The organism is Sorangium sp. So ce281 (assembly GCF_051527395.1).
Classification (GTDB): Bacteria; Myxococcota_A; Polyangia; order Polyangiales; family Polyangiaceae; genus Sorangium; species Sorangium cellulosum_B.
On sequence record NZ_CP150322.1, the window covers coordinates 3,073,527 to 3,088,179 of the forward strand.

The window sequence follows — 14,653 nt, forward strand, 5'->3', positions numbered from 1 at the left end:
TGCCTGGCAACGAGCGCGGCAGGGCGGCGAAGCGTGGCGGCGCGAGCGCCGATCACCCCGGCGGCCGGGCGGCTCCGGCGCCTTCGCGCGGGGCGCCGGGGTCCGCCTCGAGCAGCGCGGCCCGGAGGCGCTCGGCGAGCGCGCCGACGTGCGGTCTCCGGAGCAGCGTGTAGTGGTCGCCGGCCGCGACGTGGCTCCGCAGGCCGGGGGCCCACTTCGCCCACGCGGGCCGCGGATCCCTGTGCGGTGAGTCCTCGGCGCGGAAGAGCTCGACCCGGGCCGAGACCTCGCCGGGCGCGTAGCGCGCGAGCAGCGCCGCGTTCCGCTGGAACGCATCGAGCAGCGCTTCCAGCTCGCCGAGCGTCGTGCCGCGGGGCAGCGCGCCGAGCTTCTGCGCGCGCTCCAGCAGCCACGCGGCGTCGGCCGCGCCGCCGTCTGGCCAAGCGAGCGCCGCGGCGGCCGGCGCGCCCGCGATCCGCGCGAGATCCGCGGCGAACTGCGCGATCGGCGGGAGGTCGTCGCCGGGCTCGTCGAACGGGGGGAGGTACGCGTCCAGGAGGACGACGGCGGCCACGCGATGCCCGCTGCGCTCGAGCACGCGCGCCATCTCGAACGCCACCACGCCGCCCATCGACCAGCCGCCGAGCAGGTACGGCCCCTCGGGCTGGACGCGGCGGAGCTCCTCGCAGTACGCCTCGGCCATCTCACCGACGCTGGCGAGCGGCCGCGGTGGGGTCTCCAGCCCGAACGCCTGGATGCCGTAGAAGGGCCGATCCCGCCCGAGCTCGCGGGCCAGATCCGCGTAGCAGAGGACGTTGCCGCCGATGGGGTGAACGAAGAAGAGAGGCGCGCGGGCGCCGCCCGCGTGGAGCGGGACCACGACGGAGGTGCGGCCCCGCGGCGCTCCCCGATCCTCGCGCAGGAGCGCCGCGAGGCCCTCCACCGTCGGCGCGCGGAACAGGCTCGTGAGCGGCAGATCGCGGCCGAAGCGCCCGCGGATCTCGGCCATGAGCCGCACCGCGAGCAGCGAGTGCCCGCCGAGCGAGAAGAAGTCGTCGGTCACGCCGACGCCGCCCTCGCCGAGGAGCTCCTCGAACAGCGCGCAGAGCTCCAGCTCGAGCCCGGTCCTCGGCGGGACGCGCGCTCCGCCCGCGAGCGCCGCGAGCGCCGCGGGCACGGACGCGGCGAGCGCCCGGCGATCGATCTTGCCGCTCGGGGTCTGCGGCCACCGCTCGACCGGCGCGATGACCGGCGGGACCATGTAGTCGGGCAGCCGGTCGGACAGGTACCCGCGCAGCGCGTCGCTCGTCGCGGCGCGCCTGCCGCGCGGGATCCCGCCGCGCGGGATGAAGAAGGCCGCGAGCCGCACGTCGCCCGGGGCGTGCTCCCGGGTGACCACCGCCGCCTCGGTCACGTCGGGGTGCGACGCGAGCACCGCCTCGATCTCGCCGAGCTCGATCCGGAAGCCCCGGATCTTGACCTGCTCGTCGAGCCGGCCGAGGAAGTCGATCTCGCCGCTCGGCAGCCACCGCACGAGATCGCCCGTGCGGTAGAGCCGCGCCCCCTGCGCCTCGGGGAACGCCGCGCGCACGAAGCGCGCCGCGGTGAGGTCGTCGCGGTTCAGGTAGCCCCGCGCGAGGCCGATCCCGCCGATGTGGAGCTCGCCGGGGATGCCGACGGGCGCCGGCTGGCCCCGCGGGTCGAGCACGTACACCTGCGTGTTCGGCAGCGGGCGGCCGATCGTGGGCCGCGCGACGTCGGGCGCGTACTCGGCCGCGGTCGCGAGCACCGTCGCCTCGGTGGGGCCGTATCCGTTGACGAACCGCCGGCCGCGCGCCCACCGCCGCGGCAGCTCCGCGGGGCACACCTCGCCGGCCACGCACAGCACGCGCAGGTCCGGGAGCGTGTCGAAGCCGACCGCCATGAGCGCCGAGGGGGTCAGCGACGCCACCTGGATCCGCTGCTCGCGCAGGAGGTCGACGAGCCCGGGCCCGGGCATGAGCGCCTCGGCGCGTGCGAGGCACACGACGCCGCCCGCGGAGAGCGGCACGAAGATCTCCATCACGGAGACGTCGAAGCTCAGCCGGGTGAACTGGAGGACGCGGGTCCCCGGCTCGACGCCGAGCAGCTTGCGCTGCGCCACGGCGAACGCGGAGAGCGAGCGGTGCTCGATGAGCACCCCCTTCGGGCGCCCTGTCGAGCCGGAGGTGTAGATGACGTACGCGAGGTCCTCGGGGAGCGACCCGGCGTCGGGGGCGTCGGTCCGCTCGTGCGGGAAGGCGGGCTCGCTCTCCCCGAGCCGCACGACCGGCGGGAGCGCCGCGGGCAGCGCGGCGAGGAGCTCCGGCTGCGCGACGAGCAGCGCGGGGCGCGCGTCCTCGATCATGAAGGCGAGCCGGTCGCGCGGGTAGGTCGGGTCGAGCGGCACGTACGCGCCGCCGGCCTTCAGCACCGCGAGCAGCGCGACGATCATGTTGGGCGAGCGCGGCAGGCACACGCCGACCAGCGCGCCGCGCCGCACGCCGCGGGCGCGGAGGTGGTGCGCGAGCTGGTTGGCCCGGCGGTCGAGCTCGCCGTAGCTCACCGTCGCCCCCTCGAAGAGGAGCGCGGCCCGCCCGGGCGCCTCCCTGGCCTGCGCCTCGACCAGGCGGTGCGCGCACGCGGCCTCCGGGGCGGGCTGCGCCGATCGGCCTCCGCTGAACGCGTGCAGCACGAGGTCGCGCTCGTCGCGCCCGAGCAGCGGCAGGTCGCCGACGCGCAGCTCGGGCTGCGCGGCGCTCGCCGCGAGCAGGGCCTCGAGGTGGCCCCGCCAGCGCTCGATCGTGGCCCGGTCGAACAGGTCGACGCTGAACTCGATGCCGCCGGAGACGGCCTTGTCGTCCTCCTCGAGCGCGAGCAGGAGGTCGAACTTCGCGGTCGCTGTGTCGACCTCGAACGGCGAGGCGTCGAGGTCGCCGAGCCTCCGCGGGCGCTCCGGCGCGCCCTGGAACGCGAAGGCCGCCTGGAAGAGCGGGGTGCGGCCGAGGTCGCGCTTCACCTGAAGCGCGTCCACGACCTGCTCGAACGGGACGTCCTGGTGCTCCTGGGCCTCGAGCGTCGCCTGCCGGACCCGACGCACGAGCTCGACGAACGTGGGGTCGTCGTCGACGCGGACGCGCAGGACGAGCAGGTTGACGAAGAAGCCGATGAGCGGCTCCATCTCGACCTGCGTGCGGCCGGAGACCGGCGAGCCGACCGCAACGCCGGCGCGGCCCGTGTAGCGGTGCAGGAGGGCGACGAAGCCGGCGAGGAGCACCATGAACATCGTCGCGCCCTCGCGCCTGCCGAGCGCGCGGAGGGCCTCGACGAGCGGCGCGGGCAGGCGCACCGGGACGGTGTCGCCGCGGTGGGAGAGGGCGCTGCCGCGCGGCCTGTCGGTGGGGAGCTCGAGCGGCTCCAGGTCGGACAGCTGCCGCTTCCAGTACTCGAGCTGCCCCCGCCACGCGTCGGCCTGGGCGCGCTGCCAGATCGCGACGTCGGCGTACTGCACCGGGAGGGGCGGCAGATCCGCCGCGTGGCCAGCGCGCGCGGCCTCGTAGAAGGCGGACAGGTCGCGGAACAGGACGGGGATCGAGCCGCCGTCGCAGGCGATGTGGTGCGCCGTGAGGAGCAGCACGTGCGCCTCGTCGGAGAGGCGGATCAGCGCCGCGCGGATCGGCAGGCCCGAGGCGAGATCGAACGGCCGCCGCGCCTCGTCCTCCGCGGCGCGCTGCGCCGCCCGGTCCCGCTCGTGCCGGGGGACGGCGGACAGGTCGACGAGCCGCAGCTCGAGGCGCGCCTCGGGGAGCACGACCCGGAACGGCTGGCCGTCGGGCGCCTCGATCCGGGTGCGCAGCGCCTCGTGGCGCGCGACCACCCGATCGAGGCTCCGCTCGAGGGCGGCGCGGTCGAGCGGCCCGCGGAGCAGGACCCCGATCGGCATGTTGTAGACCGCCGTGCCCGGCTGGAGCGCCTCGATGAACCAGAGGCGCTGCTGGGCGTGGGACAGCGGCGCGTCGCCGCCCCGGGGCGCCGGGCGGAGCGGCTCGGGCGCGCAGCGGCGCCCGTCCAGCCTCGCCCGATCGATGCGCTCGGCGAGGGCGGCGACCGTCGGCGCGTCGAAGGCGGCGCGCAGCGGCAGAGCGACGCCGAACAGCCGCCGCGCGCGCGCGATGACCTGGGCCGCGAGGAGGGAGTGCCCTCCGAGCGCGAAGAAGTCGTCGGTCGCCCCGATGCCGCCGCGGCCGAGCACCTCGCTCCAGACGCCCGCGAGGGCCTGCTCGGTCGGCGTCGCCGGCGCGCGCCGCGCCTCGCCGGCGGTGCCCGGCGCGATCTCCGGTCGACTGGGCGCCGGGAGCGCCTTCCTGTCCACCTTGCCGTTGGCGTTGAGCGGCCAGGCGTCGAGCTCGACGAAGGCGGACGGGACGAACGGCTCCGGCAGCCGCTCGGCGACGAGCGCCCGCAGCGCCTGCGCGTCCACCGGCCGCCGGACGAGGAGGTAGGCGACGAGCCAGCGGCCCGAGGGGCCGTCGTCCCGCGCGAGCACGAGCGCCTCGCGCACGTCCGGGTGCGCCGCGAGCGCGGCCTCGGTCTCCGCCGGCTCGACGCGGAAGCCGCGGATCTTCACCTGATGATCGAGCCGCCCGAGGTACTCGAGCTCTCCGCTCGCGAGCCAGCGCGCGCGGTCGCCGGTGCGGTACATCCGCGCGCCGCGGGCCTCCTCGAGCGGGCAGGGGACGAACCGCTCGGCCGTCAGCTCGTCGCGCCCCAGGTAGCCGCGCGCGACGCCGGCGCCGGCGATGTAGAGCTCCCCGGCGACGCCGACGGGCACCGGCTGCAGCCGCGCGTCGAGCACGTAGACCTGGGTGTGGTCGATGGGCCTGCCGATCGTCGGGCGCGCCGCGGCGGTCACGGTCGCGCCTGTCGAGTACGTCGTTGTCTCGCTGGGGCCGTAGAGGTTCAGGAGCCGCTCGACGTGCGGAAGCGCGAGCACGTCGCGCGCGAGCGAGGCGCGGAGCGGCTCGCCGGCGAGGCACACGGTCCGCACCGATCCGGGGATGCCCGACACCGCGAGGAGCGCCGCCGCGGCGGAGGGCACCGTGTTGACGAGCGTGACCTCGTCGCGGCGCCGGTGCGCGGGCAGCGCGAGCGCGTCGTCGGCGAGGACGATCTTGCCGCCCCAGCAGAGCGGGACGACGAGCTCGAAGACCGAGAGATCGAAGCACGTGGACGTGGACGCGAGCACGCCCGCGAGCTCCTGGTCCGAGAACACCCGCCTGGCCCACCACGCGAGCGCGGCGGCCTGGCGGTGCTCGATCACGACGGCCTTGGGCCGGCCCGTCGAGCCGGAGGTGTAGATGAGGTACGCCGCCTGGTCGGGCCGCCCCGCCGGCAGCGCATCGCCCGCCCCGCCCTGCGCGTCCTCCACGTCGTCTGCGCCCGCGACGATCTCGTCGAGCAGGAGCACCTCGGCCGACCCTGCCGGCACGAGCCCCGACAGCGCGCGCTCGGTCACGAGCAGGTGCGCCGCCGCGTCCTCCAGGATCACCTGCAGCCGCTGCCGCGGGTAGCCCGGGTCGAGCGGCACGTGGACGCCGCCGGCCTTGAAGATGGCCCAGAGGGCCACGACCATGTCGAGCGTCCGCCGCACGCACAGGCCCACGCGCATCTCCGGCCGCACGCCGAGCGCGCGCAGCCGATGGGCGAGCGCGTCGGCGCGGCGGCGGAGCTCGCGGTACGTGAGCTCGCCGGCCTCGGACGCCACGGCCACGGCCCCGGGCGACCGCTCGGCCTGCGCGTCGAAGAGCTCGTGCAGGCACGCGGCGGGCGGCGGCGGCGCGCTCGTCGCGTTCCACGCGATGAGGAGCTCGCGCCGCTCGCCCGCCGTGAGGAGCGGGAGCTCGGCGACCCGCGCTCCCGGGTCCGAGGCCACGGCGCGGAGGATCGTCTCGTAGTGCCCCGCGAGCCGCGCGGCGGTCTGGGGGTCGAACAGATCGAGATCGAACTCGAGGGCGCCCTCGATCACGTCGCCCGACTCGGTGAGGAAGAGCGTGAGATCGAACCGCGCCCGCTCCACGTCGAGCGGGACCGGCGACGCCTCGACGCCCGGCAGCGTCAGCGCGGGCGGGGGGACGTTCTGGAGCGCGAACATCACCTGGAACAGCGGGTTCCGGCTGAGATCCCGCTCCACGGCGAGCGCGTCGACGACGATCTCGAACGGCAGATCCTGGTGGGCGTACGCCTCGAGCGCGTCCGCCTTCACGCGGCCGACGAGCTCCGCGAAGGTGGGGTCGCCGTCGAGCCGCGCGCGCAGGACAAGGGTGTTGACGAACAGCCCGATGAGCGGCTCGAGCTCGGTCCGCCCGCGGCCGGCCACCGGCGTGCCGACGCAGAAGTCCTGCTGTCCGCTGTACCGGTGGAGCAGCGCCTCGAAGGCGGCGAGGAGCGTCATGAACAGCGTGGCCCCGAGCTCTTGGCTCCGGCGCCGGAGGGCCGCGGCGAGGTCCTGCGGCAGCGCGAAGCGATGCGTGCGCCCGCGCGACGAGCGCGCCGCGGGGCGGGGGCGGTCCGTCGGGAGGTCGAGCGGCGGCGCGCCGTCGAGCCGCCGACGCCAGATCTCCCGCTCTGCCTGGAGCACCTCCGGGGCGAGCTCCTGCCGCTGCCAGGCGGCGTAGTCGGCGTACTGGACCGGCAGCGGGCGGAGCGCCGGCGCCGCATCTCTCGCGAACGCGGTGTACGCCGTCGTGAGCTCGTGCGCGAGCACGCCGAGCGACCACCCGTCCGAGGCGATGTGGTGGAGCGTGACGACGAGCACGTGCTCGTCGGGCGCGAGCCGGAAGAGCGTCGCGCGCAGGAGCGGACCGTTCTCCAGGTCGAACGGCCTCGCGGCCTCCCGCGATGCGTCGCTTTGTAAAGCATCCTCCCGATCGCCGGCGGGTACCTCCGAGAGGTCGACGAGGGGGAGGGGCCACGCGTCCGGCGTCTCGCGAGCGCCCTGGAAGCGCTGGACAGGGCGGCCGTCGACCGCGTGGATCGTCGCGCGCAGCACCTCGTGCCGCCGCACGACCTCGGCGATCGCGCGCGCGAGCGCCGTGAGGTCGAGCGCGCCGCGCAGGCGGAGCGCCGCGGGCACGTTGTACGTGGCGCTCTCGGGCTCGAGCTGATCCAGAAACCACAGCCGCTGCTGCGCGAAGGACAGCGGCGCCTCCTCGCCGACGCGCGGCGCCGGCGCGAGGGGCGCCTGCGCCCGGCGCGCCTCCCCCCGGGTCGACCGCTCGATGTGCGCGGCGAGCCGGGCGATGGTCGGCGCCTCGAAGAGCGACCGGACGCCGACGTCGACGCCGAGCACGTCGCGCAGGCGGGCCGCCGCGCGCGTGGCCGAGAGGGAGTGGCCGCCGATTGCGAAGAAGTCGTCGTGGACGCCGACCCGATCGAGGCCGAGGACGGCGCGCCACACCTCGCCGATCGCCTGCTCCAGGCCGGTGCGCGGCGCCGTCTGCGCCGCGAGCTCACCCGGGGCGCTCCACGTGGGCGCGGGCAGCGCCTTGCGGTCCACCTTGCCGTTCGCGCTCAGCGGGAGGGCGTCGAGCGCGACGATCGCGGCCGGGATCATGTAGCCCGGCAGGCGCGACGAGAGCTGGTCCTTGAGGGCGCCCGGATCGAAGGACGGCGCCTCGGGGACCACGTACGCGACGAGCCGCGGGTCCCCCGGCGCATCCTCGCGCGCGACAACGACGACGTCGCGGATCCCGGCGCACCGCGCGATGACCGCCTCGATCTCGCCGAGCTCGATGCGGAAGCCGCGGAGCTTGATCTGGTGGTCGATGCGCCCCAGGAACACGAGCTCGCCGCCGGGCAGCCGGCGCACCAGATCGCCCGTCCGGTACAGGCGCGCCCCCGACGCGGTGGAGAACGGATCCGGAAGGAACGCCGCCGCCGTGCGCTCCGGATCGCGGAGGTACCCACGGCCGACCCCGTCGCCGCCCACGTACAGCTCGCCGGCGACGCCGAGCGGCACGGGCTGCCGCCGTCGATCCAGCACGTAGAGCTGCGTGTTCTGGATCGCGCTGCCGATCGGCACGTACGCCGCGTCCTCCGCCGGGGGCTCGGCGATGACGTGCTGGGCGACGTCGTCCGAGCACTCCGTCGGGCCGTAGGCGTTCATCAGCGGGATCCGCGGGTAGAGCGCGAGCCACCTGCGCGCGAGATCGGGGGGGAGCGCCTCGCCGGTGAGCACGAGCCACCGCAGGCCGTCGAGGCGCGGCCGCCACCCCGGGCGCGCCTCGAGCTCGTCGAGCGCCCCGCGCAGGAGCGACGGCACGATCTCCAGGACGGTGATGCCGAGCTCCCCCACGGCGTCGAGCAGCCGCGCGGGGTCCGTCGCGATCTCGTCCGGCACGAGGCGGCACGTCCCGCCCGCGAGCAGCGGGGAGAGCAGCTGCCACACCGAGATGTCGAAGGTGATCGGCGCGGTCTGCGCGACGACGTCCGCGGGCCCGAGCCCGAGGGAGCGCACCTTCGCGAAGAGGTGGTTGAGCATCCCCCGGTGCTCGACCATCGCGCCCTTGGGCGCGCCGGTCGATCCGGACGTGAAGATGACGTAGGCGAGGTGCTCCGCGCGCGCGGCCGGAGGCGCCCCGCGCTCCGCCGCGGCGCCGGCGAGCAGCGCGCCGGCAGGGAGCACCTCGATCGCCCCGGCGCCTGCCGCGGCGATCTCGTCCAGCAGCGCGCCCGGGATCGCGGCGCCGGCGAGCAGGGGAGGGGAGCCCGCGCGCGCCAGGATGTCGGCGTTGCGCCGCGCCGGGTGCGCGGGATCGAGCGGCACGTACGCGCCCGCCGCCTTGAAGGCGCCGAGCGCGAGCAGCATGAAGTCGAGGTCGCGCCGCGTCAGCAGCGCGACCAGGCGATCGGGCCCGACGCCGCGCGCCGAGAGCGCCCGCGCCACGCGGTCGGTTGCGCTGTCGAGCTCCGCGTACGAGAGCCGCTGCTCGCCGCACGCGACGGCGATCCGCTCGGGCGTCCGGGAGGCCTGCTCCCGGAAGAGGTCGTGGAAGCAGGCGTCCCGCGGGAAGGCCGCCGCGGTGTCGTTGCAGCCCGCGAGCAGGTAGCGCTCCTCCTCGGGCGAGAGCAGCCGGAGCTCGTCGATCGGGCGGTCCGGCTCCGCCCCGGCCGAGCGAAGGAGCTCCCCGAGGTGGCCCGTCATGCGCTCGATCTCGTCGCGCGCGAAGCGGTCCGCGCGGAACTCCAGCGCGGCGGCGAGCTCGCCGTGGAGGCGCGCCACGCTCAGCCCCAGATCGAACTTCGCCGTGCCCTCCACGGCCCCGTCGGGGGCCCAGAGCACGGGCCGCCACAGCGCCCCCTCGACCTCCGCCGGCGGCTCCGAGGCGCTCTCCAGCACGAAGCTCGCCTGGATCAGCGCGTCCCGCTCCCCGTCCCGCCCCGCCCCCGGGGCCGCGGCGCGCGCGACCTCGTCGAACGGCAGCTCGGCGTGCTCCATCGCCTCGGCCATCGTCCGGCGCACGCGGCGGACGAGCTCGCGGTACGTCGGCCTCCCGCCGAGATCCACGCGCAGGACGACCGTGTTCGCGAAGAAGCCGACGACCCCCTGGTGCTCGGGGCGGCTCCGGTTGGCGACGACGACGCCGATCCCGAGGTCCTCCTGCCCGGTCGTGCGGTGGAGCAGCGCCGCGTAGACGGAGGCCAGCGCGACGAAGAGCGTCGCGTTCTCCGCCCGGGCGACGGCGAGCGCCGCCTCGACGTGCGGCGCGGAGAGCGCGAAGCGGACCGTCCCGCCCGCGAACGGCGACGCCGCCGCGCGCCGGCGCTCGGCGCCCAGCTCGAGCCGTGGCAGCCCCTCGAGCTTCGCCTTCCAGTAGGCCCGCGCCGCGTCCATGCGCGCGAGCGCGGCCCGCTGCGCGCGCGCGTAGTCGGCGTACCCGAGGGGGGGCACCGGCGCGTCCGCGCGGCCGGCGTAGCTCGCGGCGAGATCGCGGACGAGCACCTCGATCGACCGGCCGTCGGTCACGAGGTGGTGCTGCGCGAAGAGGAGCACGTGGTGGCGCTCGCCGAGCGAGACCAGGCACACCCGGAGGAGCGGCCCCTCCTCGAGCGCGAACGGCGCCTGGCCCCACGCCGCGGCGAGCTCGCGCAGGCGCTCCTCGCGCTCCTCCGCGCGCGTGGTGTCGTCGACAACCCGCGCGCGCGCGAGGGGCACCGCCACCTCCGGCAGCACGATCTGCCGGGGCTCCCCGGCGATCTCGCGGAACACCGTGCGCAGCGCCGGGTGCCGGCGGACGACGGCCGCGAGGCTCTCCTCGAGCCGCCGCTCGTCGAGCGCCCCGACGATCCGCGCGCCGAACACCACGTGGTAGAGCGGGCTCTCCGGAGCGAACCGGCAGAAGAACCACAGGCGGAGCTGGTGCGACGAGAGCTCCGCCGGCTCGCCGTCCGCCGCGGCGGGCGCGGGGGCCGGCCCGGCGGCCGGCGCGTCGACCGCCGCCGAGAGCGCCGCCGAGAGCTCCTCGACCGTCGTCGCTTGCCAGAGCAGCTGCGGCGGCACCGCGGCGCCGAGCAGCTCCTCGAAGCGCGCCTGGAGCTCGACGCTCGCGAGCGAGTCGAGCCCCAGCGCCATCAGCTTCGAGGTCGGGGTGACGCTCCCGAGAGCCACCCGCGCGAGCCGGGCGAGCTCCTCGCGCACCACGTCGACGAGCAGGCCCACCCTCGCCGGGGCGGGCACCGCGCGCAGCGCGAGGCGCAGCATCCGCGCCGGATCGGCCGCCGCGCGCGCGCCCTCGGCCCCCGTTGGCGCCGGCGCCGGCGCCTCCTGCGCCACGGACACCGCGAGCGTCTCGAGCGTCCCCTCGCGGAAGCCCTGGGCGCACGCGTGCCGCTGGACCTTGCCGCTCGACGTCTTCGGCAGGGTCCTAGGGCGGAGCAGCAGCACCGCGTGCGGCTGCACGTCGTGCTCCCTGGCGACCGCCGATCGCAGCGCCTCCACGACGTCCGGCGGCGGGTCGCCGCCGCGGCCGTCGAGCTCGGCCGCGACGCCGAGCCGCTCTTCACCGCCGACCTCGATCGAGAACGCCGCGCAGCAGCCCGGGCGAACGCGCGGGTGCGCCCCCTCCACGGTCCGCTCGATGTCGTCGGGGTACAGGTTTCGCCCCCGGATGACGATGAGGTCCTTGATGCGCCCTGTGACGAACAGCTCGCCTCCCGAGAGGAAGCCGAGATCCCCCGTCCGCAGGTACGACGCCTCGCCGTCGCCCTGGAGGCGCGCGCCGAACGCGCGCGCCGTCTCCTCGGCGCGGCCCCAGTACCCCCCCGCGACGCTCGGGCCGGCGATCCAGATCTCGCCGATCTGCCCGTCCGCGACGCGCTCGCCGCGCTCCGGCGACACGACGGCGACGCGCGCCCGGGGCGCCCCGGACGACACGAGCCGCCGCGCCCCCGCGGCGGCCGGCTCCACCGGGAGCGAGACCCCTCGCGCGAGCGCGCCGGCGTCGACGCTCGCGCAGGCGGGCTGCGCGTCGCGGAGGCCCCCGGAGGCGAACAGCGTCGCCTCCGCGAGCCCGTAGCACGGGTAGAACGCCTCCCGGCGGAAGCCGCAGGGCGCGAACGCCGCCGCGAACCGGTCGAGCGTCTCGGCGCGGATCGGCTCCGCGCCGTTGAACGCCACCGTCCACGAGCGGAGGTCGAGCGCCGCCAGATCCTCCCGGGTCGCCTTGCGCGCGCAGAGGTCGTACGCGAAGTTCGGCCCGCCGCTCGTCGTGGCGCGGAAATGGGAGATCGCCTTGAGCCACCGGAGCGGCCTCTCCAAAAACGCGAGCGGCGACATGTGCGTGCACGGAAAGCCGACGAAGATCGGCTGCAGCACGTTCCCGATGAGCCCCATGTCGTGGAAGAGCGGCAGCCACCCCACGCCCGACGAGCCCGCGTCGTGCTCGAAGCCGGCGCGGATGGCGCGCTCGTTGGCGATCACGTTCGCGTGGCTCACCATCACCCCCTTGGGGTGCCCGGTGGAGCCCGACGTGTACTGGAGGAACGCGAGCGTCTCCCCCGAGATGTCCGGCGCGCGCCACGCCGAGGCCGCCCCGGGCTCGAGCGCGTCCGTCGCGATCCAGCGGAGCTCCGAGAGCTCGGGCGCCTGCGCTCGGAGCGCCTCCGAGAGGGACGCGATCATCCCGGTCGTCAGCACGAACCTCGCGCCGGCGTCCCGGGCGATCGCGCGGAGGCGCGGCAGGGTGCGATCCAGCTGCGCCGGGTTCGGCGGGTACGTCGGGACGGCGACGACGCCGGCGTAGACGCAGCCCATGAACGCCGCGATGAAGTCGAGCCCGGGCGCGTAGAGGAGCAGCGCGCGGTCCGCGGCGGCCCCCGCCGCCTGCAGCGAAGCGGCGATGCCCATCGCGCGGAGGTGGAGATCTCGATACGTCCACTCCTCGGAGCCGCCGTCCACGTCTCCGGTGGTCAGGAACCGAAAGGCGAGGGCGTCGCCCTGGGCCTCCGCGCGCAGCCGGAGGAGATCCACGAGGGTCTGGCAGCGATCCAGATCGCCCAACAACACATCACCGTTCATCGAAACTCTCCAGCGCGCCGTCGCGCCCTGCGAAGCCCGCCTGGCGTCAGCGCGTCATGTCGAAGAAGTCGTCGATCCACACCACGTCGCCTGCCGCCTCGGCGCGCGCGTAAGCCCACCTCGCCACGGCGAGGTCGAGCGTCCCCATGCCGAACGGCGAGAACACGATCGGCTTCGTCCGCGGCGCCGCGCGCTGCCCGAGGAGCACCTGGGCGAGCGTCCCCGTGACGAACTCGCGCCCGCCGGACTCCTGCTCTGCGAGGTGCAGCGACGTCCCGGCGCTCATCACGTGCTCGACGCTGTCCACCACGTTGAACGAGGAGAGGACGATGCGCGGCGACAGGTCCCGCAGGGACAGGTGCAGCACCACCGGCGCGTGCGAGAACCAGGCCGGATCGTGGACGTGCGGCGTGGCGGCCGAGGTCGTGAAGACGAGGAGATCGCTCCGCCGCACCACCGTCTCCAGGTCCGTTGCCACATGGACGTCGCGGCGCCGCTCCGGCGCGAAGGCGGCCTCGCGGAACCGCGCTGGCTCCGCGGGGTTCGTGTCGAACAGGAGCACCTCCGGGATCTCCCAGCCGAGGCGCGACAGGAAGGACACCACGTACCGCGCGATGAGCCCCGTCCCGACGATGCCGAGCGTGCCCGCGCGCCGCCCCCCGGAGAGCGCCGCCGCGGCCGAGACCGCCGACGCCGCGGTGCGCGCCGCCGAGATGATCGAGCCCTCGAGGCACGCGAACGGATATCCGTTGTCCGCCCGGTTGAGGACGATCACCGCCGACGCGCGGGGGATGCCTTGCCGGATGTTCGCCGGATAGCTGGCGATCCACTTGATCCCCGACACGGGCTCACCACCGCCGAGGTGAGCCGGAAGCGCGATGATCCGCGCGTCCGGTCGGTCGGGGAAGCGGAGGAAATAGCTGTTGGGGCAGACCACCTCTCCCCGGTGGCCTGCGAGGTACACGTCCTCGACCGCCTTGACGCACTCCTCGGGGCTCTCCTCGATGAGTCGGCGGATGACATTGCCAGATACCACACCAAAGCGCATCGCTCATCCCTCGGCGTAACGCGACGCCCAAGCAGGGTTGTAAACCGTGTCCAGATAAGGCACGCCGCGGTCCGCGCAGAGGAACAGGACCTTCGGCCTCGCGAGGCCGCTCGCCTTGCTGAAATAGCGCTGGATCGCGGCGTAGACCGTCCCCGTCGAGCCGCCGACGAGCAGCTTGTGGCGGTCGAGGAGGGTCCGGCACGCGGCGATCGACTCGACCTCGGGCACGATCACCACATCGTCGATCAGCGCCTCCCGGAGCAGATCCGGGACGACCCCCGCGCCGATCCCCGGGATGCGCCGCGGCCGCGGCGGGCCGCCGAAGATCACCGAGCCCTCGGCGTCCACCGCGACGATCTTCACGCCCTGGAAGTGCTCCTTCAGGCGCCGCGAGAGCCCCGCGATCGTCCCCGCAGAGCTCACGGCGACGAACACGAAATCGAGGGCACCGAACGCCTCGCAGATCTCCCGCCCCGTCGTGTGGAAATGGGCCATCATCCCGTCAGGGTTCTTGTACTGGTTGGGCCAGTACGAGCCGGGGAGCGCTTCGCAGAGCGACCTCACCCGCGCGAGCCGCGTCTTGAGGAACCCCCCGGTGTCGTCGCGCTCCTCCACCTTCACGACCCTCGCGCAGAGCGAGCGGAGCACGTGCTCGTTCACCGCGGAGATGTGGGGATCGATCACGGGGATGTAGTCGAGCCCGAGGAGCCGAGCGTACGCGGCGAGCGCGATCGCGAAGTTGCCTGACGACGACTCCACGATCGCCGTCCGCGGGTCGATCTCGCCGCGCTCGATCGCCGACTTCAGGATCCAGAGCGCGGGGCGGTCCTTGATGCTCCCGACCGCGTTGCAGTACTCGAGCTTCACGGAGAGATCGACCCGCTCGTGCTCGAGCTTCACGACCGGCGTCTCACGGAGCATGCTGACGAGCGTGGCCGCCCGCGCCAGGAGTTGCTCTTGTTTAAGCATGCAAGCTTCACCACCCTCAAGACAGCGGACAGGCGACGCGCGAG

3 protein-coding genes are annotated in these 14,653 nt (G+C 75.1%); all 3 read right to left on the reverse strand.

Features of this window, described 5'->3' with window-relative positions; all coding sequences use genetic code 11:
- Positions 1–52: 52 nt before the first annotated feature.
- From WMF27_RS11835 to sbnA, 3 genes are read right to left on the reverse strand one after another with little or no spacing between them, the layout of a single operon-like run.
- Positions 53–12,592 (reverse strand): amino acid adenylation domain-containing protein, encoded by a 12,540-nt coding sequence (locus WMF27_RS11835; RefSeq protein WP_437768755.1) that lies wholly within the window; start codon positions 12,590–12,592, stop codon positions 53–55.
- A gap of 46 nt (positions 12,593–12,638) precedes the next feature.
- On the reverse strand, positions 12,639–13,640 hold the full coding sequence (gene sbnB / locus WMF27_RS11840) for a 2,3-diaminopropionate biosynthesis protein SbnB (RefSeq protein ID WP_437768754.1): 1,002 nt from the start codon (positions 13,638–13,640) through the stop codon (positions 12,639–12,641).
- 3 nt (positions 13,641–13,643) lie between these two features.
- On the reverse strand, positions 13,644–14,609 hold the full coding sequence (gene sbnA, locus WMF27_RS11845; RefSeq protein WP_437768753.1) for a 2,3-diaminopropionate biosynthesis protein SbnA: 966 nt from the start codon (positions 14,607–14,609) through the stop codon (positions 13,644–13,646).
- Between the last annotated feature and the right edge of the window lie 44 nt (positions 14,610–14,653).